The sequence below is a fragment of the Ekhidna sp. genome (genome assembly GCF_965228795.1).
GTDB lineage: Bacteria > Bacteroidota > Bacteroidia > Cytophagales > Cyclobacteriaceae > Ekhidna.
The window spans coordinates 316,047-341,095 of sequence record NZ_OZ245839.1 but is presented as its reverse complement, the minus strand read 5'-3'; the positions used below and the strand labels follow the sequence as shown (position 1 = coordinate 341,095).

Genomic DNA, 25,049 nt, shown 5'->3' with positions numbered 1-25,049 from the left:
TTGCTTTGCGAGCCATGAAATATTCATTGATACTTCTTTCTTTTCTATTTTTTGCCTGCGGCGGTGACTACCTGCCAAAACCCAAAGGATACAATCGAATAGATTTACCTGCAGCTTCTTATCAGCCGTTACCTGATTCACTTCCTTACTTCTTTGAATACTCCAACCATTCGCGTCTACTTCGAGATTCCAGCTGGATAACTGAACGATATTGGATAAACCTCCACTACCCGGACATGGGGGCAACTATACAAATAACGTATAAGCCGGTTACTGATTCCATCATTCGGGAATACCTCAGTGACTCTTATAAACTGACTTCACAACACAATGTAAAAGCCTATGCAATCGAAGAGAGTATTCTTGAGTTGCCAAGTGGGCTTTATGCTTCATTTACAGAGCTTGAGGGTGAAGTACCAACACAAGCGCAATTTCATGTTACTGACATTGACAGTACCGACCATTTTTTGCGAGGCGCTTTGTATTTCCGTACCGCTACCAAAAACGATTCACTCGCTCCTGTAATTGATTATTTGAAACTGGATATGATCCACTTATTAACCACTTTGAAGTGGAGATAAAACACAACTGAGAGACTGTTAGCCAAACAATCTTCTGAATATTACTCTTTTTTACCCCACCCTATATGGTGTTGTTTTATTTCATCCTAACATTTAGAATGATCTATTGAATATTGTTTAAATGGTTTATACCAGAATAAAATTCTGTTATATTGCAATGTTGTAAAAAATACCCTTTATTAAAAACCTAATAATTATGAGGAGAATTAATAATATTTTATCGCTTGCTTTAATCGCAAGTATCACCCTTTTTTCTTGCTCTGAGCAAGAGCCTGTAGTTGAAGATTTTTCAGCTCCAGATGATGTTGTAGCACAGATTGCTGCTCTTGGATTTGATGTAGAAAACTTCCCTGTGGAAACTTTCGAGAATGGATACCTGGTGGAAAGAGACATCTACCTAACCGATGCAACCATTGCGGAGATGGGTCGAGGTAACGCTGTTCCTTCTGTAGAACAGTACCGAACCAATAACCTTGTGAACGCAGGTGGTGGTCGAGTGATCACTATCTATGCTCCTGAAGAAGGATCTGGTGGCGGAGGCGGAAAAGGCAAAAAAGGTGGAGGAGGTAGCGGTGGCTACAGCCCTGCTATGATCGCCGGACTTGACGAAGCGATCTCACGATACAATGCTGAAAACCTTACCATTTCTTTCCAAAGAGTTACAAACTCATCAGGTGCTGACATAGTAATGACTCGTCTTTCAAAAAGAGATGAAAGAAGAGGCGTTCTTGGATCTGCCGGATTCCCAACAAACTCAGGTGATCCTTACGGAGAAATCAAAATGAGTGGCGTGTTAGAGTCTTCTTACGGACTTAGCACTAATGGCATTGCTACCATTATTGCTCACGAGATGGGTCACTGTATTGGTTTCCGTCACACTGATTACTTCGATAGAAGTATATCATGTGGTGGTGGAACTTCTAATGAAGGTGATGGTGGTGTTGGAGCAATCCACATCCCTGGAACTCCAACCGGAGCGTCACTTTCTAAGCAATCATGGATGCTTGCATGTACTGACGGAAGCAATCGTGATTTTAACAATGACGACAAAACAGCACTTGATTACCTATACTAATTAACAGAAAAAGCTTAAACCAATAAAGGGTATGAAAGGGAGCATTAAACTGCTCCCTTTTTTTGTTGTTTTATTTCGAGACAAAATATTATATTGCAAGGTTGATTAACCATCACCTTTTATTATGAGAAGATGACAAGGTGAACCAAAGGGAGCTTAGGCTCCCTTTCTTTTTTCGCTTCGGTTTATCTTAGCCACATGCACCCATTCTTTGATCGATCCATTGAGTACCTGAAAGGAGTAGGTCCACAGCGGGCCGAGACACTCAACAAAGAATTGCAGATATTCACTTTTGGTGACCTTCTCCAGCATTACCCTTTTCGTCATGAGGATCGCAGCAAATTCTACAAAATCAGAGAATTGCAACCGGACTTACCTTATGTCCAAATCATTGGTGAGTTTAAGTCTTTCAAGACCATCGGTATGGGCCGAAAAGCTCGGTTGGTCGGTACGTTTGCTGACGATACAGGCACCATTGAGATGGTTTGGTTTAAGGGAATACAATGGATTCAAAAAAGTCTCACCATAGGAGTAAAGTATGTGGCCTTTGGTAAAGCCACTTTATTCAACGGCAAATTCAACATTGCTCACCCGGAAGTGGAGGTGCTCACTGAAAAGAACGCCAAAGGAGGCTACCTGATTCCTGTGTATCATACCTCTGAGAAAATGAAAAAGAAGGGACTGGACAGTAAGTTCCTCACCAAAGCGATGAAGGTGCTTTTAGTGGAGGCCGTCAATCACATTCCTGAGACCTTACCGAATCACCTCCTCCAGCAATTCAAATTGATGGATAAGAAAACGGCGGTGGTTGCTATGCATTTTCCTCGCAATGCGCAACAACTGGCTGTTGCTCAAAACCGAATGAAGTTTGAAGAGCTGTTCTTTGTTCAGCTTCGATTGATCAAACTGAAAATTGCCCGAACCGAGAAATACAAAGGAGTCATAATAAATAAGAGCGACCTCCTCAACGAGTTTTATGAAAAACACATGCCCTTCGAACTGACGGGTGCCCAAAAACGAGTGGTGAAAGAAATTTATGCGGACTTCCGCTCCGGTCAGCAAATGAACAGGCTGGTACAAGGAGATGTAGGGAGTGGAAAAACAATGGTCGCTTTTCTTTCCATCCTGATTGCGATTGGTTCCGGTTTTCAATGTGCCTTCATGGCCCCAACTGAGATTTTGGCCGAACAACATTTTAAGGGATTGCAGGAATGGACCAAGCCGCTGGGTATTCACATGGCACGGTTGACTGGCTCTACACCAAAATCTGAACGCAAACTCATTCACGAAGGGTTGATGTCAAGAACCATCACCATTTTGGTAGGCACACATGCCTTGCTTGAAGACAAAGTGAAATTCAAAAACCTAGGCTTGGCCGTAATCGATGAACAGCATCGTTTTGGTGTGGCACAGCGAGCGAAGCTCTGGACCAAGACAAAGGATGTTTACCCACATGTATTGGTCATGACTGCCACTCCAATCCCACGAACATTAGCCATGACACTCTATGGGGATCTGGATATTTCAGTCATAGACGAACTGCCGGCAGGGAGGAAGCCAATCAAAACGATGCACTATCGCGACAACAAGCGCCTGGAAATGTTTGGGTTTGTGGAAAAGGAATTAGAAAAAGGCCGACAGGCTTACATTGTGTTTCCACTGATTGAGGAATCGGCCACCCTTGATTACAAAGACCTGATGGATGGATATGAAAGCGTGACTCGCCGTTTCCCAAATTATCAGATTTCCATCGTGCATGGACGCATGAAGGCGGAGGACAAAGAATGGGAGATGCAGCGCTTTGTGAAAGGCGAAACCAAGATCATGGTTGCTACAACAGTGATTGAGGTAGGCGTGAATGTGCCAAATGCAACCATTATGGTGATTGAAAATGCTGAGCGTTTCGGGCTTTCTCAGTTGCACCAGTTGAGAGGGCGTGTCGGCAGAGGGGGTGATCAGAGCTATTGCATCCTGATGACCGGTTTGAAGCTCAGCACTGAAGGGCGCACCCGCCTGAAAACCATGGTGGACACCACCGATGGGTTCAAAATCGCAGAAGTGGACCTTGCTTTGAGAGGGCCAGGTGATTTGATGGGAACAAGACAAAGTGGAGTGCTTGATCTTTTAGTTTCCGACTTGGTAAAGGACGGAGAAATTTTGAAGGTGGCCCGAATCGCAGCTCAGGATATGCTGAAAGCAGATCCAAACCTTCAAAAACCAGAGCATCGAATGATTAAATCGCACATTGACTCTTTTAGTAAAAATGCCGTTAATTGGGGGAGGATTAGTTAATTGGGGGACTTGTTGCTAATTCACCATTTAACTAATTAACTTAACACTAAATGAAATCCCAATACATCAAACTTCTCAAGAAGCAAATTTCCAAATTGGAGGAAGAAACCTTTGATCTGGAAGCCTGGAAAACCAGTGCGATCACCGTCCTCGAACGAATTTTTGGAGAAAATGACCCCCGTGCCAAGCAGATTGATAATTTAAAGATCGACTACAGCAGCTGGGCATTGCGAGACTCAAGCTCTAAGTACAAGCCCGTTGAAACTGCAAAACTCAAAGGGCGAGAAGTTATGAATACCGCTATTGACGAAATCGAGATTTTCGGTGCTCCGGAAAATCATGCGGCTGAAGTGCTAGGTGATAGTTTTGCAAAAAAATTGCAATCTATGAGTGATTCGGAACGAAAAAAACATTTCGAAGGAATGAAGAAAGGAGAGTTAGTGGACTTGCTAATGAAGTTGACTTCTTAAGGGTCTTACCACAAAGAACCCAGAGAAAATCACGGAGACCACAGAGTCTTTGATAGGCAGCCTTTGTGTCCTTTGTGGATTCTTTGATTCCTCTGTGGTTAAAAAATCAGTGCTTAAAATGCCTCGTCCCGGTCATAACCATTGCTAAGCCATTTGCATCGCAGTAGTCAATGGAGTCCTGGTCTTTGATGGAGCCACCCGGCTGAATCACAGCAGTAATCCCTGCTTTGTGTGCAATTTCCACACAGTCCGGGAACGGGAAAAATGCATCAGATGCCATCACTGCACCATTGAGGTCGAAACCAAACTTACCCGCCTTTTCAATTGCCTGATTCAATGCATCCACCCTGGATGTCTGACCTACACCGCTGGCAAGCAGCTGTCCGTTCTTAGCCAAGACGATGGTATTTGATTTTGATTGCTTACACACTTTAGAGGCAAAAATTAAATCCTCCACTTCATCTGCCGTTGGAGCCTTTTTGGTTTTTACTTCCAGATCATCCTTGGTTTCAGATTTCAGGTCGTAATCCTGAACGATCGTGCCATTCAACAAGCTTTTGTATTGAACTTCCTGCATCCACGGTTTTTTCTGGATGAGCAAGATTCGGTTTTTCTTTTTCTCCAAAATCTCAAGTGCGTCTACTGCAAACGTCGGTGCAATCAGGATCTCAAAAAACAAGCTGCTCATTTCTTCTGCTGCCGCTTTGTCAACTTCCTGGTTGGTAATTAGAATCCCTCCAAAGGCCGAAACAGTATCCGCAGCAAAGGCTCTTTGATACGCCTCCTTAACTGATTTTCCCATTGCAATGCCGCAAGCGTTGTTATGCTTCAAGATTCCAAATGCGATATTATCCGGAAATTCAGCCATCAGCTGAACGGCAGCTTCAATGTCAACAAGGTTGTTATATGAAATTTCTTTTCCGTGGATTTGCTCGAAGTATGCCTCAAAATCCCCATAGAAATATCCTTTCTGATGCGGATTCTCTCCATATCGCAGTGTTCTGCCTGGTGCAGAGGAAACCCTGAATGCAGGTACTTGCTTTTCAGCATTCATCCAATTAAAAATTGCGGAATCATAATGGCTGGAGGTGGCGAATGCTTTAGCAGCAAATAGTTTCCGCTCATCTTCTGTTGTTTCCCCACTTTGATTATCCAGGATATCCTGCAGATCCTGATAATATTCCCTTGAGCTCACCATCACTACATCCTTGTAGTTTTTTGCTCCCGCTCGGATCAGGGCAATTCCTCCGATATCGATTTTTTCAATAATGTCGTCCTCTCCAGCACCACTCGCTACGGTTTCTTCGAACGGGTATAGGTCAACAATAACCAAATCAATCGGAGGGATTTCGAATTTTTTAGCTTCTGTCAAATCTGATTCATTGTCTCTTCTATGAAGAATACCCCCAAAAATCTTCGGATGAAGGGTCTTCACTCGCCCTCCAAAAATGGACGGATAATCAGTAAGATTCTCTACCGGCACAACATCTACCCCTTCTTCTCGAATAAACTTTTCTGTGCCTCCTGTAGAATAGATAGTAACTCCTAGTTTTTCCAAACTATGAATAATGGGGCTTAGACCCTCTTTGTGAAACACAGAAATAAGGGCGGATTGAATCTTCTTTTTGGACATGAATTTGGTTGGTTTTATTTCAAGGTTGCAAAGGTACCACGATGATGGTTTTATTTGGAACGAGACATGATATACTCTTCAATCACACGAGGAAAATGTTCGTATTCCATCTTATGAATTTTTTCTGCCAGAGATTCAGGTGTATCATCTTTCGCCACTTCACATTCGGCTTGAAAAAGGGTTTCACCTTTGTCATACTCTTCATTCACCAGATGAATGGTGATTCCTGACTTTTTCTCCCTTGCCTCTAAAACCGCTTTGTGAACTCGACCACCATACATTCCTTTTCCACCATGTTTTGGCAAAAGCGCAGGATGGATATTTATAATCCGGTTCTTATACGATTGAATCAGAAACTTAGGGATCAGCCATAGAAAGCCAGCCAAAATGATGTAGTCAATATCTTCTAACCGTTTGATAAATGATGAATCCTGAAATTGCTCTCTGGAAAACGTGCAAGAGGGAATGTCTAGATCATTTGCTCGCTGATGCACAAATGCATCCCTTTTGTTGGATAGAATCTCTTTGACCTGAATATGCTCATGATCCTCAAAGTACTTTGCAATATTTTCTGCATTTGTGCCACTCCCGGAGGCGAAGATTGCCAGGTTAATTTGTTTGCTCATTGGTTGTAAAATTAATCAGAAGGCATCTTCAAACACCTCTATGTTGCCACCAGGATCGACACAAACGATATCAAACCGAATGTCCTTCTTCCAGTTGATTGCATAGATGTAGTCCTCAGCCGCTTCTTTGATTCGCTCCTGTTGCGCTTCTGATACAAATGACTCTGCTTCACCAAAGTCCTTTCTACTTCGATTTTTTACTTCAATAAATATTAGCAGGTTTTCATTATGCAGAGCTATGAAATCAATTTCCGCTCGTTTGCATCGATAATTTGATTCCAAAATTTCACACCCTTGGCTTTTGTAGTAGCTTTTTGCTATTGCTTCACCCTGAATACCCTTAGTTTTGCGATCCATGTGCAGGGGCCGCATGGCCAATTTTTTTATTCAATGTCACAATTATATCCATTAAAATTCAATCCCATCTTCAAAGAAAAACTTTGGGGGGGGCAAAAAATCAAAACCATCCTTGGTAAGGACTTTGGTGATCTAGACAACTGTGGTGAAACATGGGAGCTTTCAGGTGTTCCTGGAAATATTTCTGAAGTGGCTAACGGGGTTCTTAAAGGAACACGATTAACAGACTTAATCGTGGAAAGCAAGGCCGAGTTGGTTGGTAATTCCATCTATCAGCATTTTGGAGATGAGTTTCCGCTACTGATCAAATTTATCGATGCGGATCAGGATTTGTCTGTTCAGGTTCACCCTGATGATGAGTTGGCTCAGAAAAGACATGAATGCCCGGGAAAAACAGAGATGTGGTACATACTTCAGGCTGATGAAGGAGCAAGTTTAATCAATGGGTTTGTGAAGGACACCAATCGAGAGGAGTACCAGGAGTATTTCAACAATGGAAAAATCATGGATTTGCTACAATCTCAAAAGGTAGAAACCGGGGAGGTGTATTATTTACCTGCAGGCAGAGTTCATACAATTGGCAAAGGGCTTATGATTGCCGAAATTCAACAGACCTCTGACATCACCTATCGAATTTATGATTTTGACAGGGTTGATAAGCATGGAAAGCAACGTGAGTTGCATGTGGAAGAAGCGCTTGACGCTATCGATTTCTCAAAGCCTAAAGAATTGAAAAGTGAATATGAAACAGTTCCAAATCAAGCAAATACAATAGTTTCTTCTCCCTATTTTTCAACAAACAAACTGATCCTTAATCAGCCTAAATCGATCAATCGTTCAGCACTTGATTGCTTTAAAATCTATATCGCGGTAGGGGGTGCAGGTAAAATCGAAGGAGAACCTATCAAGTTTGGAGAGGTGGTTTTGGTTCCTGCTTGCATGAAAGATTACTCCATTGAACCAGATGGTCAGCTTGAATTGTTGGAGACCTACATAGAACTATAGCTAGTGAATAAAAAAACACAATTCATTCATCTAGGTCTTAAAGACTATCAGGAAGCCTGGGACTTCCAGGAAAAACTTTTCAAAGAAGCGGTAGATCAGAAAATTACAAACCGTAAACTCCCTGAATCGGAGCAAGTTGAAACCAAAAACTATCTGATTTTCTGCGAGCATCCCCATGTTTACACATTAGGAAAAAGTGGAGATGAAAATCACCTCCTTGCGAATGAAGCTTTTCTCAAAGAAAAGGAAGCAACTTTCTACAAAATCAATCGGGGTGGTGACATCACTTACCATGGTCCCGGTCAAATTGTGAGCTACCCAATCTTAGATCTGGATCATTTTTTTACAGATATCCACAAGTATCTACGATTTCTGGAGGAGGCAGTCATCCTGACACTAAAAGATTATGGCATTGAGTCAGGAAGAGTGGAAGGACTGACGGGTGTTTGGTTAGATGGTGACGATGAAAAGAAAGCCCGAAAAATTTGTGCTCTTGGCGTTAAAAGCAGTCGCTGGGTAACCATGCATGGATTTGCCTTTAATGTGAATACAAACCTTGAATATTTTAATTATATCGTTCCCTGTGGCATTCAGGATAAGCAAGTTACGTCCCTTAATAAAGAACTGGGACAGGAGGTTGATATTAAGGAAGTAGAGGAAAAGTTAAAAAAACACCTTGTCAATATCTTTGAGATGGAACTGATAGACTAGCTACTTTTTTACCAACCAGAACGAAATCCCATAGCCAAGAAAAGTGGCCATTAAATGCATCAGCGAAATGTGAAGATCAATTCCAAGGAGAGACAAATTAATTGCCTCAAATACCACGGGTATCATTAGCATAACCCAAGGTTTTTTGCTTTTTGTCGCTAATGCCCCGTACACCTGAAACATGCCAATCGATCCTCCCATCCAGTTTCTTTCAAAAGCGAACTGCATGAAACGGCTATCTGGGAAAAGGTCTAGACCTACAGTGTAAAACACCCCAAAAAATGGAGCAACTGTCACATATGCGGAAAGAAATAATAACGCAGTTGTTTTAGGCCCAAAGATCGCTTCGTGTGATTGTACAATCAATAGGATTCCAAGAATGGAAACAAACAGAATGTGGTCAAACCCATTGTGTAGAAACAGCGTTGTAAACAGGTTTCGAATAAAAATCAACGGATCTTCTCTCAGATTTTTCACCCAGAAAGCAAAGTCACACTGAAGTGCTAATTGCCAGGTATCCTCACAGTTTCGAGTAGAAGCAAAGCCCAACAACCCAATTATTGACCAAATAACAACCAGGTAGTAAATTGAAAATGTCTTCTGTTTAGCTAACTCCCTGATATTAAGTGGTTGATTATTGGCACCCTTCCAGGGCCAGACAAAAGGGAATATTCTATCGTTTTGGTTGGTATTCATGGGAATAAAGCAGCAAACTAAACCAAGCCTCTAGAATAAGGAAAGTGGTTGGCCTATTTTATGTCGAAAGATCCCAAATTTGCATTATGCGAAAAGACATTGATTTTACACCGGTAAAAGGTGTACATATTGTGGTCGGCAAAGACGATGAAGGCTGGAAGGTGTTCTTGATTAACCGTACAAAAGACAAACTCGAAAATGTAATGGTCACTTCACGTGGATACGGTGAAACAAAAACAGAAAAGCAAAAAACCTCCACGCTACGCCATATGCTTCCATTTGTCGATTCTGGAGAATACGCACTAATTGAACCTATCGATGAATCGGTATTCCATTTAAACAATGAATATTGGGTCAGCTATTTCATTGACGGGCAGGTGTACGATAAAAAATTTATCTTTGTCCCCGATTCAATTGTTGAAGAAAATCTCATCTTCATTGAAGAGTTGGAAATGAAGGGTATCTTGCATGATTAATACCTAATCAAACCCGCTGAAGTTTGCAAAATCATTATCAAGACTTCCTAATCGTAGATATTGAAACAGTCTCGGGAAACGAGAACATCGAGCAGCTTTCTCCAGCATTAAAGAAACATTGGGAACGAAAAGCCGGATTTATTCGTAATCCTGATGATAAAACTCCGGAAGAACTCTATGAAGACCGGGCAGCCATCTACGCTGAGTTCGGAAAAATCATTGTAATAGGAATGGGCTTTTATTACCAGCATAAAGGAAAGCCCGCCATGCGAGTGAAGACACTTGCATTAGATAACGAAAAAGAATTATTAACAGACTTTAAAAATTTTATAGAAGCAAAGTTCGATCAGGACAACCTAAAGCTATGCGCACACAATGGAAAAGAATTTGACTTTCCATATCTGTGCAGACGTATGCTGATCAACGATATCAAAATCCCCTGGTCACTAAACATGACCGGAAAAAAACCCTGGGAAGTAAATCACATCGACACGATGGAGTTGTGGAAGTTTGGCGATTGGAAAAGCTTCACTTCACTGGATTTACTTACCAACATCTTTGGGATTCCATCCAGCAAACAAGAACTGGATGGCTCAATGGTGACAAAAACATATTATGAAGAAAAAGATGGGTTAACGAAAATTGAGGAATATTGCCAAAAAGATGTAATCGCAACGGCACAGCTCTACCTCCGCCTCAATAATTTACCTCTGATCGATCCAGGTCAGATAAACATCGTAAAATGACCGCACGGTCAAAAAAACTAACATGAGTAAAAAACGAAAAAAGAAACTAGGATCACGATCCAAACAAAAACAACCAAACCACGTCAAAGAAATAAAGAGTAAACTCCACGAGATTTTCTCACTAAATGATGGAAAATCATATGGCTACAGAGACCTCATCAGGCATCTAAAGCTTCGAGATAAAAAATCAAAAGACTACTTAAAAAGTCAGCTCTTTAGCCTTGAAAGCAAAGAAAAAATCAGGAGACTAAGTGATGGTCGCTTTGTCAGCAATGCTGAAAGCGAATACATTCAGGGAACAGTCGATCATGTCAATCCAAATTTTGGATATGTGGTCACTCCAGAACCAGAAGAAGACATCTGGGTAAAAACCGATGACTTAAATTTTGCAGTACATGGCGATTTGGTCAGTGTATTGATTACCAAGCAATCAGGAAAAGGCTACCGGCCAGAGGGCAAGGTCGTCAATATCTTAAAACGCAACCGAGAAGAATTTGTCGGACGAATTGAGGTATCACCAAAGTTTTCCTTCGTCATTCCAGATAGTCGAAACATCCATTTTGACATCATGGTCTACCCTGAAAAGATTGGTAAGGCAAAGCCGAATGATAAGGTCATGGTCAAAATTGACAAGTGGCACGACAAGAAAAACAGAAGCCCACTCGGAACTGTGACGGAAGTCCTTGGACAGGCTGGAGAGAATGAAGCAGAAATCCACTCCATCATGGCTGAATTTGGTTTACCCTTCCGGTTTCCAAAGAAGATCGAAAAAGCCGCTGATGAAATCTCTGACCTTATTACGGAAGAAGAGATCAAAAAACGTCGTGACTTTCGGGGTATCACCACTTTCACCATTGACCCGCATGACGCAAAAGACTTTGATGATGCACTATCCATCAAAGAACTGGAAAAAGGAAAATACGAAATCGGTATTCACATCGCTGATGTGTCTCATTATGTGGATGAAGGAACGGAGCTGGACAAAGAAGCCATTGATCGGGCCACTTCGGTTTACCTGGTAGACCGCACCATCCCCATGCTTCCGGAAAGATTGTCAAATGGGCTTTGTTCTTTGCGACCAAATGAAGAAAAGCTCACTTTCTCTGCTGTCTTTGAAATTGACTCCAAAGGGGTGGTTTCAAAAAAATGGTTTGGTCGAACCGTCATCAAATCAGACCGAAGGTTTACCTATGAAGAAGCGCAAGAGCGCATTGAGGGATTAGACAGTGATTTCACAAAAGAGATCGTCACGCTAAATGATATCGCTAAACATCTCAGAAAGAAGAAGTTCCAAAATGGAGCGGTGAATTTCGAAACAGTCGAGGTAAAGTTCCGACTGGATGAAAATGGAAAGCCACTTGAGGTGATTCCTAAAGAACGAAAAGATGCACATAAAATGATCGAAGAGTTTATGCTGCTTGCCAACAAGGAGGTAGCCACTCACATTTATAAATGGAAGGAAAAAGGAAAGGAAGAAGGAAGCAAAACATTTGTATATCGCGTGCACGATGATCCGGATCCTGAAAAGCTAAGCACCTTTTCTTCTTTTGCAGCCAAGTTTGGTCACAAAATGGATTTGGGTAAAAACCTTTCCGGTGGTTTAAATAAGCTGATGGACGATATCCAGGGCAAGCCTGAACAAAACGTGCTTGAATCACTTGCCATCCGATCCATGGCGAAAGCCAAGTACACTACCGATCCAAGGGGTCACTTCGGATTGGCCTTTGATCATTACACTCACTTCACTTCCCCGATCAGACGATACCCGGATGTGATGGTGCACCGTTTGCTTGAGCATTATTTACAAGGCGGCAAAAATGTAGGCGATGAGGAATATGAGCCATTATGTATGCATTCATCGGAACGTGAGAAGCGAGCTGCAGATGCAGAACGTGCATCTATCAAATACAAGCAGGTGGAGTTTATGGAAACCATGCTGGGACAAGAGTTTGAAGGAATTGTTTCAGGAGTGACTGAGTGGGGAATATTTGTAGAAATAATACAAACAAAATGTGAGGGAATGATCCGAATGAGTGATTTGGATGATGATTTCTATGAGTTTGACGAGAAGCAAATGCGCGTTATTGGGAGAAACAATAAACGCATTATCACATTAGGAGACAAACTCAAAGTACTGGTTGCCAAGACCGACATTGATCGCAGAACGATTGATTTAGAATTGGTGAATGAGTAAATTAGTGAGCTAGTCAGTTAAGTAATAAGATATGCTCAGCAAAAAAGCCACCGATATGATCGAGTACAATGGGTACTCCTATAAGTCTAATGACCGTCAAATCCTTTTTAAAAAGACAGGTACTGACCGGGTTGGGCTGATCATTGTAATGATCTTTAGTGCAATCATCATCGGCATTTTCTTTGCCATTCAATGGTGGGCAGGTCTAGGAGCTCTTATTGTGGCTTTTCTCATTTTCCGTCCGTTAGTCAAGCGAATTCCCGGAAGTTTAAAGCTGGCCATTGATCTTGCAAAGCAAACACTTGAACTTGATGATCGAAGTAAGTCATTCTCCTTTGAAGAGATCAAAGGAGTTTATATTCATTCAAAATTTGTAGATGAATATTCCAGTGCATTCAAAAGCACCAGTGAAGAACATCAGGTGACTATTGGTTTGGAGATTGAAAATGAAACGCAGATCCCTTTGTTTAAGCTCGTGTCTGATCATGCTAAACCCTCGAAGGAAATGAATGAAGTTTATGAATATTTAAAAACTATCATTTCCAATCAGGAGGCATCTAATGCTGCCTAGGCACAGAGGTGTTTTTAAAACAATATTCGACGAATCTCACAGTATTACTAAAGATTTTTCTTACCTTAATCTTCAGATTTAAGGCCAGCTATATAAATAGGTCTTAACGCATTACGTATGAAATCACCCAATCTCAGCAGGAAGGCTATTGACCTTCTTGAAGAAAACAGCTATTCCTTCAAATACAAGGATGGCGTAATTACTATCAAACGCAAAGCAGGTATCATGGGAGCCCTGGTTTTGCTATTTGTTACCGTCTTTCTTGCCATTCCGGTGTTTTCTGCTGGTGCGATTTATGGTGTTGTATTGATAGGTGGAGTAATCGGCGCAATAATCATTCGTAGAATTTATTTCTCGAAAAAATCCAGTTTGGCAATAGACCTAAACAAGAACACATTTACTGCAATTATCGACACTTATCATCAGGAAGATCAGCCACTAAAAATGATTTCATCCATCACCCTTCATTCTCAGTTTATTGATGAATACACCACTGCTGCCCGAAACTCCATTGAAGAGCATTTGATTTCAATTAGGATTCAGCTAATCAATAAAGAAGAACTAACACTTTTTCAATTCAAGTCTGAGCAAGCTGAGCCAAACGAAGAAATCAATGAAGTGTATTCCTTACTTGAAGATTCTGTAAAAGAGGCAAAGGCTGCTTAACCATACGCTTTTAGCAAGCTCTTTAAATCATCAAGTGTATTTGCATCTTCAGGCTTTTTATCTTTTCTCCACCTGCTCATTCGAGGAAACCTTAATGCAATTCCTGATTTGTGACGTGAGGATTCGGCAATTCCTTCAAACGCAATCTCAAACACCAATTCTGGTTTCACACTACGAACAGGACCAAATTTTTCAATCAGGTTGTTCTTCACAAAACGATCCACTTGCCTGAATTCTTCATCGGTTAGCCCACTGTATGCTTTGGTGAATGGCACCAGCTGGTCGTCATCCCATACAGCAAATGTATAATCGGTAAATAGGTTTGCTCTGCGCCCATGTCCCCGCATGGCATAAATCAATACCGAATCAATGACCATTGGTTCTACTTTCCATTTCCACCAGTCTCCGCGTTTTCGGCCTACTTTATATTCAGAGTCTTTTCTTTTTAGCATCAAGCCTTCCGAATGATGTTTTCTGGCATTTTTTCTTTCTCTTGACAGGTCTTCAATTGAAGTGAAAGCTATCTCATTTGAAAAGTGCAGGTCTGGATGATTAGCCTTAGAAACTAGTGTTTCTAACTTATTCCTTCTCTCCAGCAATGATTCAATCCTTATATCCTTACCCTCAAACTCCAGTAAATCATAAGCCAGTAAAATAATGGGAACTTCATTAAGCAGCTTTTTACCAACCGTTTTTCGACCGATTCTACGCTGCAATTCATTAAAAGTACCAGGTTTTCCATCCTTGAAAGGCAAAATCTCTCCATCGATAGCTATTCCATCAGGAAGCGTACTTCCCAGCGCTTTTAATTCTGGATATTTATCAGTAACCAACTCTTCACCTCTTGTCCAGACAAAAACCTCTCCTTCCCTTTTGATTAACTGTCCTCGAATACCGTCCCATTTTCTCTCTGCAATCCACTTTTTCGGGTCCGCATCAAAGGTCGATGTTTCGTCAAGTTGATACGCCAGATAAAATGGGTATGGTCGTGAAAGGTCCTCATTGCCATCTTCTGTTAAGATTAGTTCTTCATAAGTGTGTGTTGAAGGTGACCAATTTCCCATCAATCGATGTGCAAGGTCATTTTCGTTTTTCCCGGTGAATTGAGCCAAAGCCTTGACCATGGTTTTTTGCGAAACCCCAATTCGAAAGCTACCGCCGATAAGTTTGTTGAGAATAAATCGCTCCTTGCGATTCAGTATTTTCCATTTGCTAACAATATACTGTTTCTTCTCTTCCTCCTCTTTTTCGCCTAAATCAATGATTTCTTGCATCCATTCTGCAAGACTCACCTCTGACACTCCCTCATCATTCGGGATCAAGAGTGAAATCGTTTCTGCCATATCTCCAACTACCTGATAGGTTTCTTCAAAGAGCCACAAAGGAATACCCGCAATCTCGGCTGCCCATTCTTTCATTCGCGTGGAGTTCACCTTTCGCTTCGGTCTTTTTCCCGAAAGCAAGGCAACTGTCCACAGCTTGTCTTGGTCACTAGCTTTCTCCAGATAATTTTTTAAGGCTGAAACACGATCATTGGTTTTCGTGGTTTGATCCAGTTTTTCGAATAAGTCAACAAAGTGCTTCATTGCTCCTCCGCTTTGTTTTCCAATGACTCGCCCTCATAGAGTGTTTTTTCTGAAACTGCATTGTATCCGAGATGATTGAGCCATTCACTAAATGCCTCCGTGTATCCATGTGTACAAATTATATTCTCAGCGCCAGTTTCCTTTATTGCAGTATTTAACCCTTTCCAATCCGCATGATCTGAAAGAACAAACCCTCCATCAACATTTCTCCTTCTTCTTGAGCCGCGAAGCATCATCCAGCCGGAAGCCATCCCGATAGAAAGTGGTTTCCATTTATTTCCCCAAGCAGATCCCACAGCAGATGGAGGTGCGATTATGAGGGCTCCTTCCAGCTGCTGTTTTGGAGTTGATGGATCCACATACGGAAAGTGTCCGGAGAGAAAGCCTTCTTTTTGATAAATTTGGTTGATCGCATCCACTGCACCATGTGAATAGATCGGGCCAATGGACGTGTCTATCATAGCGAGAATACGTTGTGCTTTTCCAAGTGCGTAAGCAGTGAGTATACTGACTTTGCCTGATTTAATGTTGGTCCTCCACCAGTTCTCAATTTGATTAATTACTTCTTTTTCTGTAGGCCAATTAAATGCCGGTAAGCCAAATGTACATTCAGTAATAAACGTGTGACATTTTACAGGCTCAAAATCAACCGCTACCGGATCAGGCCCGGTTTTATAATCACCTGAAACACACCAAACTTCTCCTTTATGTTCAACTCTCACTTGTGCAGACCCTAAAATATGACCTGCAGGATGAAGACTTACCTTCACTCCATTTTTCAAGACAGTCTCATTGTATCCGATACCATTTATAGAAATGTTGCCAAGTCGATACTTCAATATTGATACTGAGTCCTTATGGGTCAGATACTGTCTGTGGCCCGGGCGTGAGTGATCCGCATGACCATGGGTGATAATGGCATCATTCACAGGTTGCCATGGATCAATGTAAAATTTTCCGGCCGGACAATAAATTCCTTTATTCGTAAAAGAGAGTAATGGTGTGGACATTTAAAGGGTAAACTACCCTTTTAATCGAAGGTTTTAGAGACTATTCACTGATTGTGATTTTTCGTTTCTAATTTAGATTTATAATCTAATCACCTCCTTGAAAAATCTACCTTATCTTAAGAAAGAACAAGGGTTCTACCTTTTTCTTATGATATCGGCCTACGTGTCGACACTTGTCTTTGGCATTTTTTATTACATAGCTGATGTGCCAAAGCTTTATATGCCTGTTTTCGGCTCATTTTTACTGTTCGTATTATATGGTGGGCTGTCCTATTTATCAGTTGGGCTCATTACACTTTTCCGGTTGTCCATAACCACAGCTATTTCCATCTTCTTTTATCAAATATTCTACACAGGAGGAATTCTTTCCTCAGGGTTGCTTGAATTTCTGATTCCGCCTCTTCTAGCCTTTTTCTATCGCCCTATAAAAGACCGGTATTTTTTCATGGTAGTATCTGCGATATGTATGGCTTCAATGTATTTACTAACCAAGTTTGAGCTAACCCAAAATTTAATTCCCGAATACCTTGCGAATACTCATGGGCTTCTTTGTTCAGTGTTTGTCTTCTCCATTGTTTCTATCTATACCTTCCTGTTTAGGAATGCGCTGGTCATTAAGAACCAGCAAATAGGCGAATCAATGAAAAAACTGCAGGATACAACGCACAAATTGATTCAGTCTGAAAAAATGGCCTCTCTCGGAATGCTCTCAGCTGGAGTGGCCCATGAAATTAACAATCCGCTGAACTTTATAAAAGGTGGAATTGAGGTTTTGGAAGATGGGTTGAAGGAAGAGAAAGAGTTGCAATTTGAAGCCGCTCCGTGCATTCATGTAATTAAGGAGGGGCTTAGCCGAGCCACCGTCATTGTCAATAGCCTGAATCACTTTAGTAGAAACACTGAATCGATGAACGAAACATGTGATCTACATGAAATAATTGACAATAGCTTAGTAATGCTGCAGCCCAAGCTAAAGTATAAAGGGAACGTAATGAAAGAGTTTGATAATAATCGCTTGGTTATCTCTGGAAATGAAGGAAAGCTTCATCAGGCATTTCTTAACATCATATCGAATGCCGAGCAAGCCATCGAAAAAAATGGAACCATCAAGGTAAAAACGGCTAAAAATGGAAAGAAAATAAAGGTTGAAATCACTGATGATGGAGTGGGAATTAGTAAAGAGAATCTTAAAAAAATCAGTGATCCTTTTTTCACCACAAAACCTGTGGGCAAAGGAACCGGGCTTGGCCTTTCCATTACTTATAAAATCATTGAGGATCATAACGGATCCATTGATGTTTCCTCAAAACCGGGGAAAGGTTCTAAATTTGTAATTTCATTTGACGCCTAGTGAGACCAACTATCCTTTTTGTAGATGATGAGATCATCAACCTTTTTGTATTGGAGAAAAGGTTTGAATCAGAGTATAATGTACTTACTGCTGAGTCCGGTGAAGATGCCATTAAAAAAATAGAAGAAAACAAAGACTCTATAAATGCTTTAATAAGCGATTTGAGAATGCCCGGCATGGATGGTCTTCAACTTATTGATCGAATTAAACCAGATATGGTAGATATCCCTTGCTTTCTACTCACAGGGTATGATCGAAACGAACAAATAGAGGGAGCGCTATCATCAAAAAAGGTATTGCACATGTTCAAAAAGCCCTTTGACTACAACGAAATAGATACAGTTCTGAAGGAATCGCTTTAGCGATGTGCTGTCTTCAAAAGATCCGTTACTGTTTTCACCGGATTAAATGTAATCAACGGTACTTCCACGAAAACTGTATTCCAATCCGCCATGCTTCCATTCCATAATCCCGGTAGTTCCATTGCTAAGAGCTTTTGGCCACTATAGGATTTCTCTGATATAAACCCGGTCTCTTCATCTCTGAATTTTAAGAGGTCAAATTTTTCTCTTTTGTAGTTTTTTACCCCACAAACAATATCAACAGGGTTAAAATGAGTGCCCGCCTTAAAAGTCTTCTTCTGGCTGGTATCCTTCATGTCTATCTGAGCTGATTCAACAATTTGCAGTGATTCTAAGTCTCCACTTTTAACCCAAAACGGACCTCCTCCTGGTTCGCCTTCGTTTTTGACCATGCCGCATACCCGAATCGGCCGGTTCAGTAATACAGGAATTTTATCATCGCTAAAGTGTCTTACTCCCATCTCATTCAATAAACTCCTGCCTTCCTTGGTGATGATATCATTTCCGACCTCACTATTCTTCAGTAAATCAAAAGCTTTTTCCTGATAGTGTAATAGTACTCCAGCCAGCACCTTTTTGTAGCGAATGGTTTCTGTCTTTAGCTTATCAGGGACAACATTGTCAATGTTTTTTATAAATATTAAATCTGCATCTAGCTCATTTAGGTTTTGAAGAAGTGCACCATGTCCTGCCGGTCTAAACAGTAGCTGACCCTTTTCATCTCTAAATGGCTTGAAGTCTAAAGTAGAGGCTATTGTATCTGTGTGCTCTTTCTGGGTGCTAAATGACACATCAATTTCAGCCTCAGTATTTAGTGAATCAATAGATTCAATAATGTGGTTCTTGAAGTCACTTAAGTGTTCCGGTGAAACGGTGAAGTGAAGGGTTACTTTTCTTGCCTTTTTGGCATAAGCTATCCCCTCATGTAGGTGCTCTTGAGCGGCGGTTCTCTCTTCGTTTTCGTACGTATGAAATTTTAAAAGCCCTTTCGGGAGCTTTCCGTAATTCAGCCCCTCCTCATTAAGCAAAAGCTTTACTATCTCGTCGTATTGATTTTTTGATTTTGCATCATTTACAGAGCATTGATGCTTTTCAAGCATTTTCTCATTCAATGATTCGTAAAAAGCAAATTCATCTAAATCGCTAAAAAATTTTCCTATCTTCTTTTCTTCCCTGGAAATACTTTCAAAGCTATCTGGTGTTCCATCATATTTATCAAGAAAAGCATACAGCCCTTTAAACATTCGTGTGGCTGCACCGGAAGCAGGAACAAATTTCATCACCTCTACATCCGAACGATCATAGTGAGAGATGAATGCATCAAGTTCCTCTTTTGAAATTTTTTTAATCCCATCTTCAACAGAGGCTGCAGCAATGAGATGTGCAGATGGAAATCCATTTTTAAACCGTTTTAGTTGGTTTTCTACTTGCTCTTCCTTTAGTCCTTTTCTTTCTATTTTAGCTTTGTCTGCTGATGAAAACTTTTCCATAGTTCCTTTGAATATATATTCAGATTGCGAAGTTGTTCTTTTTCAGATTAAAACGAATTAATTTGGTTTTACTATTTATAAATCGCCAACAAAATGAGCACAGAAATTTTTAAAATCTCCCCTTCTTTCTACGGCATATCAATGGTTCCAAAAGATAGCTGGAGAGAATACGGATATGCACTATTGACTATCGCAGGATCTGATGGTGAAGTTTCAGATCCGGAGTTAGAGTGGCTTACCATAGAGTGTGCCGAAGCAGTTGGTGTTGCTGAAGATATAGTAGCTGATTGGGAAGAGTATGACTTTGAAGAAAGTAAGCTGGAAGAAATATTCCATACTTTCAACACCAGGTCTTTTGCAAACTTCAATAAACTGCTCATATATGATGCAATCAGAATGTCAAGCGCTGATGGTGATTATGCACAGGATGAAAGAGAGCAAGTTCATCATGCTGCCAATATACTCCGGGTGCCGATGGATACAGTGATGGCAATTGAAGCTTTGGTAGACCTTGAGCATGCAGCTGATAAACTTAGGATGACGATTCTTTAGCCATATATTTCGTTTAGAACATTTGCCAAACGAATACCGGCCTGCAACAATCTTTGGTTTAGCAGCTCAATGTTTTCATAATCGTACCGATAACTAAGCTTCATATCCTCAGGCATGGTTTCATAACATTGATTCCTTAATCTTTTTGATTCATTTGCCCAGTCTAGCACGTTTCGTGATGACCAATCTGTCAGTTGTTGATCCGATGGGTGGTTAATCCAAGCTACATATTCGGTATAACTATATTTTTGACCTTCTATCATCTGACTATCCCAAACACGGTGAAGGTTTGAGTTTTCCCAGAAATACTGAAGTTTTACATCATTTCCTCCACGATCTTCCCCGTTACCCACATGCAGTGGTTGGTGTATGTCCCCAATAAGATGGATTAAGCATTTCAAAGCAAACGCCTCATCTTGGTCTGTAAATGTTTTGCTCTCAAGCTCACCCATTAATCGCTGTATAGTAACGATAATATCACCTTCTTCCGGAGTGCCTGCTTCTTTGTATGTCTTTTCATCAGGAATAGTAGCATAGTGCCATGGTGACATGTGACGATAGGTAGCGTCTGATTTGATAAAGTCCATGTAATTACTCACTTCGGCCAGCGTCTCATGGCCTAGTACTTTCTCGATGTTCTTTTTTGCTTTTTTGGTCAAGTATGTTTCAGCAATAAGTCCGACAATGCGGTGACCGGTGGCTCCCCAACCAAATGATTGTGACGTAATGAGTAGGCAAAGAAGCGGAAGGATAAGTTTTTTCATGCGATAAAGTTAAGTCGAAGCGTATATGTCGTCAAACAACACACTAAGTAAAGTATAAAAAAGAGAAGGCGTGACTGTAAAAACAGTACACGCCTAATCACCAACCTAACCTAAAAGAAAGTTTTTAATAAACGTCTGAAGTTTATTTTATTATGTAATTCTTTGTCTTTAATACCCCATATTGCCACAAAATGTTGCAATAACATCTTGAAATAGTTCATTTTTTAGATGAACATAGGTTTAACATCTACCAACCGCAGATATCAACGATTTTATTCAAAACCATTTGGAGCATCAGCGTGTAGTAATAAGATTACTTTTGCCATTTAAATTTTGATCAGCAGGTTTGGACACAAAAGAGCTATTACAGAAATATTCAGAAAGCACCAATGTACAAGCGATTGTAGATTCCATTGAAAAAAAGAAGCACCTAAGACTCAAAGGAATCTCAGGGAGCTATGATGCACTGCTGTTTGCCGCAACTTTCCAATCCATAGGAGGAGTTCACCTGGTCGTTCTTCATGATTTCGAAGAAGCCTCCTACTTTCAGAATGACCTGGCTAACTTTTTGGGCGATGAATATGTTTCGTTCCCTTCTTCTTATAAACGCCCATATCATTTTGAGGAAATAGAAAATGCAAATATTCTTCAAAGAGCTGAAGTATTAAATGATCTGAATGATAAGGACAACCTAGTCATCATCACACACCCGGAGGCCCTTTCGGAAAAAGTCATTAACAAGCGCTCCCTAGTTTCAAATACATTTACCGCAAAGCCAGGCGAATCTCTAGATGTTGAATTTCTTACCGACCTGTTGGTTACGTACGATTTTGAAAAGACTGATTTCGTATATGAGCCTGGTCAGTTTTCTGTCAGGGGTGGAATCATTGATGTCTTTTCATATGCACATGAGCAACCTTACCGTTTAGAACTTTTTGGTGATGAAATCGAGACGATCCGTGAGTTTGACCCGGAGAGTCAGCTTTCTACAAAAGAATTGGATCATATCTCACTCATTCCAAATGTTCAAACCAAACTAGTAAGTGAGGAGCGTCAATCATTTTTAGAGTACATCCCTAAGGAAACATTCGTTTGGCTTAAAGATTATCAGCAATCGCTTGACATAATCGATAAGTCGTTTCATAAAGTCGAGGAGCAATTTCAGGTAATCAAAGAAATGAGTGGCAATTCAAAACTCATTACCTCCCCAGATCAGCTTTTTGAAACACAACAGTCCTTTACCGCTTCGATTGAAAAGTTTACAAAAATTGAGTTTGGTAAACGATACTACCTGCAGCCTGATGAAGAGCTGACCATGGCCACTCGACCTCAGCCTTCTTTCCACAAAAACTTTAGCCTGCTAGCTGATAATCTAAGAGAGCTCCAACAGACAAATTATAAAAAATTCATAGCTGCCGAGTCATTCAAGCAAATCGAGCGACTGGAAACCATTTTTGAAGAGATAGATCCTGAGCTCACTTTTGAAGGAGTCACTGCCTCACTCCGTGAAGGGTTCATAGATGATCACGAAGAAATTGCCATCTACACCGATCACCAGATTTTTGATCGGTTCCATCGATATAAGGGCAAGGAGAAGTTCACCAAAACAAAGGCCCTTACGCTCAAAGAGCTAAAGACTCTACAACCGGGAGATTTCGTCACTCACATCGATTATGGAGTCGGCAGGTTTGCCGGGCTGGATACCGTAGATGTAGGTTCTAACAAGCAAGAGGCCATTCGGCTGGTTTACCGTGACGATGACTTGTTGTATGTCAGTTTACATTCCCTCCACAAGATTTCAAAATATTCCGGCAAAGAAGGTGAACCACCATCTATTAACAAGCTTGGTTCTCCCGACTGGGAAAACAAGAAAAAGAAAATCAAGCGGAAGGTCAAGGATATAGCCAAAGACCTGATTGATCTCTACGCGAAAAGAAAAGCGGCACGAGGATACGCTTTTCCTTCGGATGATTACCTGCAAGCAGAGTTAGAATCTTCTTTCATGTATCAGGATACACCCGATCAATCCATGGCGACTGGTGATGTCAAGGCTGATATGGAACAGGAACACCCCATGGATCGGCTGGTCTGTGGAGATGTAGGCTTTGGCAAAACAGAAATTGCCATCAGAGCTGCATTTAAGGCGGTAAATTCTGGTAAGCAAGTAGCTGTTTTGGTTCCTACCACTATTTTGGCCATGCAGCACCATAGAACATTTGAGTCCAGATTAGAAAACATGCCGGTCAGCATAGATTATATCAATCGGTTTAAGACGAGCAAGCAAATCACAGATATTAAGAAGAGAGTCAAAGAAGGTAAAATCGATATTCTCATCGGAACCCATCGAATTGTGAATAAAGACATTGAGTTTAAAGACCTTGGTTTGATGATCATAGACGAAGAACAAAAGTTTGGAGTGAAGGTCAAAGAGCGATTGAAAGACATGCGGGTAAATGTGGACGCACTAACCTTAACAGCCACACCAATTCCACGTACACTTCATTTTTCATTGATGGGTGCGCGTGACCTTTCAATCATATCTACTCCACCTCCAAATAGACGACCTGTAACAACAGAGCTTCATGAGTTTAATGAGGAAGTAATTCGTGATGCTGTTAGTCACGAACTTCGAAGGGGAGGTCAGGTATTCATGGTTCACAATCGAGTAAGTGACATTGAGCAGGTTGGAAATATGATTTTCAAGTTGGTGCCGAATGCTCGAATTGGTATTGCTCACGGTCAGATGGAAGGTCCACAGCTAGAAAAAGTAATGCTGAAGTTCATTGAAGGTGATTACGATGTTTTGGTTTCTACGAACATCATTGAAAGTGGCCTTGACATTCCAAATGCGAACACCATCATTATTAACAATGCACACATGTTTGGACTCTCGGACCTGCATCAAATGCGAGGACGTGTTGGGCGATCAAATACAAAGGCATATTGCTTTATGCTGACGCCTCCTTCTTCAGCATTGACAAGTGATGCAAGAAAACGACTCAATACGCTGGAAGAATTTTCAGATTTAGGAGACGGCTTCAAAGTAGCCATGCGCGATTTGGATATCAGAGGAGCCGGCAACCTACTCGGTGCTGAGCAAAGTGGATTTATCAACGATATCGGGTTTGATATGTATCACAAAATTCTGGATGAAGCGATTCAGGAATTGAAGGAGGGTGAATACAAGCAGCTTTTTGAGAATGATCTGCTTAAAAACAAAGAAGCGCTTGACAAGATGGTGGAAGACTGCAACATCGAGACAGATTTTGAAGCGCTTATTCCTGAAAGCTATGTGAGCAATATCTCTGAACGGCTTGGTTTGTATACACAGCTAGATGACCTTAAATCGGAAGAAGAGCTTGGCAATTTCATAAAAATGATGGTGGATCGTTTCGGGCCATTGCCCAATGGTGTTAAAAACCTGACAGAAACTGTACGTCTAAGGTGGAAGGCCATTCAAATCGGATTTGAAAAAGTAACTATCAAAAACAACAAAATGCGTTGCTACATTTCCGATAAAAAACCTCAGGAGTATTTCCAATCAAATCGTTTTGGAAACGTACTGGGTTTCATAAAGTCTAATCCTCATGATAGCAAAATGAAGGAGGTAAAAAACAAATTATTGATTAGTGTTGAAAATGTTGGGTCGATTGAAAATGCAAGATTGGTCATTGATCAAATGCATTCGCCAATGACTCCAGCTTGAGAATTCTGCTGATTCAGACAATAAATTGGCTGATAAAAGCATTAGATATGTAGGTTTAATCTAAAATCCATTGACTTACGATGGCTTTTTTGAAATATTTGTGTTTATTAGTACGTTGAAACGTTTCAA

Annotated in this window: 23 protein-coding genes; 15 read left to right on the top strand and 8 right to left on the bottom strand. The window is 40.9% G+C overall.

The window, feature by feature from the left end; all coding sequences use genetic code 11:
* The first annotated feature begins 14 nt into the window (after positions 1–14).
* The 4 genes from gldD (at position 15) to ACQK2H_RS01450 (ending at position 4,418) form a co-directional block, all read left to right on the top strand.
* Entirely contained in the window at positions 15–581 is a 567-nt protein-coding gene (gene gldD, locus ACQK2H_RS01465) for a gliding motility lipoprotein GldD (protein ID WP_425389701.1), read from the top strand.
* Between the two features lie 196 nt (positions 582–777).
* Positions 778–1,656 (top strand): M57 family metalloprotease, encoded by an 879-nt coding sequence (locus ACQK2H_RS01460; protein ID WP_425389700.1) that lies wholly within the window; start codon positions 778–780, stop codon positions 1,654–1,656.
* Positions 1,657–1,854: 198 nt separating this feature from the next.
* The gene (gene recG / locus ACQK2H_RS01455; RefSeq protein WP_425389699.1) at positions 1,855–3,948 is read left to right on the top strand and encodes an ATP-dependent DNA helicase RecG; all 2,094 of its coding nucleotides are present in this window, start codon (positions 1,855–1,857) and stop codon (positions 3,946–3,948) included.
* A 50-nt stretch (positions 3,949–3,998) separates the two neighbouring features.
* Positions 3,999–4,418 (top strand): hypothetical protein, encoded by a 420-nt coding sequence (locus ACQK2H_RS01450; protein ID WP_425389698.1) that lies wholly within the window; start codon positions 3,999–4,001, stop codon positions 4,416–4,418.
* Positions 4,419–4,524: 106 nt separating this feature from the next.
* On the opposite strand, the gene purH is transcribed toward ACQK2H_RS01450, so the two are convergent.
* Genes purH through ACQK2H_RS01435 form a run of 3 tightly spaced genes read right to left on the bottom strand, consistent with a single transcriptional unit; the run spans position 4,525 to position 7,049 of the window.
* Positions 4,525–6,051, bottom strand: a complete 1,527-nt coding sequence (gene purH / locus ACQK2H_RS01445) for a bifunctional phosphoribosylaminoimidazolecarboxamide formyltransferase/IMP cyclohydrolase (RefSeq protein WP_425389697.1) — start codon at positions 6,049–6,051, stop codon at positions 4,525–4,527.
* A 50-nt stretch (positions 6,052–6,101) separates the two neighbouring features.
* Positions 6,102–6,677, bottom strand: a complete 576-nt coding sequence (locus ACQK2H_RS01440) for a phosphoribosylglycinamide formyltransferase (RefSeq protein WP_425389696.1) — start codon at positions 6,675–6,677, stop codon at positions 6,102–6,104.
* 15 nt (positions 6,678–6,692) lie between these two features.
* A complete protein-coding gene (locus ACQK2H_RS01435; RefSeq protein ID WP_425389695.1) occupies positions 6,693–7,049 on the bottom strand; it encodes a YraN family protein in 357 nt (118 codons plus the stop codon).
* An 18-nt stretch (positions 7,050–7,067) separates the two neighbouring features.
* Here ACQK2H_RS01435 and ACQK2H_RS01430 point away from each other — a divergent pair, with 18 nt between their 5' ends.
* A complete protein-coding gene (locus ACQK2H_RS01430; RefSeq protein ID WP_425389694.1) occupies positions 7,068–8,039 on the top strand; it encodes a type I phosphomannose isomerase catalytic subunit in 972 nt (323 codons plus the stop codon).
* 3 nt (positions 8,040–8,042) lie between these two features.
* The gene (gene lipB, locus ACQK2H_RS01425; RefSeq protein WP_425389693.1) at positions 8,043–8,750 is read left to right on the top strand and encodes a lipoyl(octanoyl) transferase LipB; all 708 of its coding nucleotides are present in this window, start codon (positions 8,043–8,045) and stop codon (positions 8,748–8,750) included.
* On the opposite strand, the gene ACQK2H_RS01420 is transcribed toward lipB, so the two are convergent.
* On the bottom strand, positions 8,751–9,446 hold the full coding sequence (locus ACQK2H_RS01420; RefSeq protein ID WP_425389692.1) for a hypothetical protein: 696 nt from the start codon (positions 9,444–9,446) through the stop codon (positions 8,751–8,753).
* A gap of 86 nt (positions 9,447–9,532) precedes the next feature.
* Here ACQK2H_RS01420 and ACQK2H_RS01415 point away from each other — a divergent pair, with 86 nt between their 5' ends.
* From ACQK2H_RS01415 to ACQK2H_RS01395, 5 genes are all read left to right on the top strand, one after another.
* Positions 9,533–9,922: a hypothetical protein gene (locus ACQK2H_RS01415; protein WP_425389691.1), complete on the top strand. Its 390-nt coding sequence runs from the start codon at positions 9,533–9,535 to the stop codon at positions 9,920–9,922.
* Between the two features lie 23 nt (positions 9,923–9,945).
* Entirely contained in the window at positions 9,946–10,668 is a 723-nt protein-coding gene (locus ACQK2H_RS01410; protein ID WP_425389690.1) for a 3'-5' exonuclease, read from the top strand.
* Between the two features lie 22 nt (positions 10,669–10,690).
* Positions 10,691–12,862: a ribonuclease R gene (gene rnr, locus ACQK2H_RS01405; RefSeq protein WP_425389689.1), complete on the top strand. Its 2,172-nt coding sequence runs from the start codon at positions 10,691–10,693 to the stop codon at positions 12,860–12,862.
* A 31-nt stretch (positions 12,863–12,893) separates the two neighbouring features.
* A complete protein-coding gene (locus tag ACQK2H_RS01400; RefSeq protein WP_425389688.1) occupies positions 12,894–13,433 on the top strand; it encodes a hypothetical protein in 540 nt (179 codons plus the stop codon).
* 117 nt (positions 13,434–13,550) lie between these two features.
* Positions 13,551–14,099 carry a hypothetical protein gene (locus ACQK2H_RS01395; protein ID WP_425389687.1) on the top strand — a complete coding sequence of 183 codons (549 nt, stop codon included), beginning with the start codon at positions 13,551–13,553 and terminating at the stop codon, positions 14,097–14,099.
* On the opposite strand, the gene ACQK2H_RS01390 is transcribed toward ACQK2H_RS01395, so the two are convergent.
* The gene (locus tag ACQK2H_RS01390) at positions 14,096–15,685 is read right to left on the bottom strand and encodes an ATP-dependent DNA ligase (protein WP_425389686.1); all 1,590 of its coding nucleotides are present in this window, start codon (positions 15,683–15,685) and stop codon (positions 14,096–14,098) included. The two genes, ACQK2H_RS01395 and ACQK2H_RS01390, sit on opposite strands and share 4 nt — an antisense overlap.
* The gene (locus tag ACQK2H_RS01385) at positions 15,682–16,695 is read right to left on the bottom strand and encodes a ligase-associated DNA damage response exonuclease (RefSeq protein ID WP_425389685.1); all 1,014 of its coding nucleotides are present in this window, start codon (positions 16,693–16,695) and stop codon (positions 15,682–15,684) included. The genes ACQK2H_RS01390 and ACQK2H_RS01385 overlap by 4 nt, the downstream gene beginning before the upstream one ends.
* A 97-nt stretch (positions 16,696–16,792) precedes the next feature.
* On the opposite strand from ACQK2H_RS01385, the gene ACQK2H_RS01380 reads away from it, so the two are divergent.
* Both ACQK2H_RS01380 and ACQK2H_RS01375 read left to right on the top strand, forming a co-directional pair.
* Entirely contained in the window at positions 16,793–18,046 is a 1,254-nt protein-coding gene (locus ACQK2H_RS01380) for a sensor histidine kinase (protein WP_425389684.1), read from the top strand.
* Positions 18,046–18,408 carry a response regulator gene (locus tag ACQK2H_RS01375; RefSeq protein WP_425389683.1) on the top strand — a complete coding sequence of 121 codons (363 nt, stop codon included), beginning with the start codon at positions 18,046–18,048 and terminating at the stop codon, positions 18,406–18,408. Before ACQK2H_RS01380 ends, ACQK2H_RS01375 begins: the two co-directional genes overlap by 1 nt.
* On the opposite strand, the gene ACQK2H_RS01370 is transcribed toward ACQK2H_RS01375, so the two are convergent.
* Positions 18,405–19,898 (bottom strand): DUF4301 family protein, encoded by a 1,494-nt coding sequence (locus tag ACQK2H_RS01370; RefSeq protein WP_425389682.1) that lies wholly within the window; start codon positions 19,896–19,898, stop codon positions 18,405–18,407. The genes ACQK2H_RS01375 and ACQK2H_RS01370 overlap by 4 nt on opposite strands.
* Positions 19,899–19,991: 93 nt before the next feature.
* On the opposite strand from ACQK2H_RS01370, the gene ACQK2H_RS01365 reads away from it, so the two are divergent.
* Positions 19,992–20,450, top strand: a complete 459-nt coding sequence (locus tag ACQK2H_RS01365) for a hypothetical protein (protein ID WP_425389681.1) — start codon at positions 19,992–19,994, stop codon at positions 20,448–20,450.
* Here ACQK2H_RS01365 and ACQK2H_RS01360 read toward each other — a convergent pair.
* Positions 20,447–21,214 carry a S1/P1 nuclease gene (locus tag ACQK2H_RS01360; protein WP_425389680.1) on the bottom strand — a complete coding sequence of 256 codons (768 nt, stop codon included), beginning with the start codon at positions 21,212–21,214 and terminating at the stop codon, positions 20,447–20,449. The two genes, ACQK2H_RS01365 and ACQK2H_RS01360, sit on opposite strands and share 4 nt — an antisense overlap.
* Before the next feature lie 346 nt (positions 21,215–21,560).
* On the opposite strand from ACQK2H_RS01360, the gene mfd reads away from it, so the two are divergent.
* Positions 21,561–24,920: a transcription-repair coupling factor gene (mfd, locus tag ACQK2H_RS01355; protein WP_425389679.1), complete on the top strand. Its 3,360-nt coding sequence runs from the start codon at positions 21,561–21,563 to the stop codon at positions 24,918–24,920.
* The last annotated feature ends 129 nt before the right edge of the window (positions 24,921–25,049 follow it).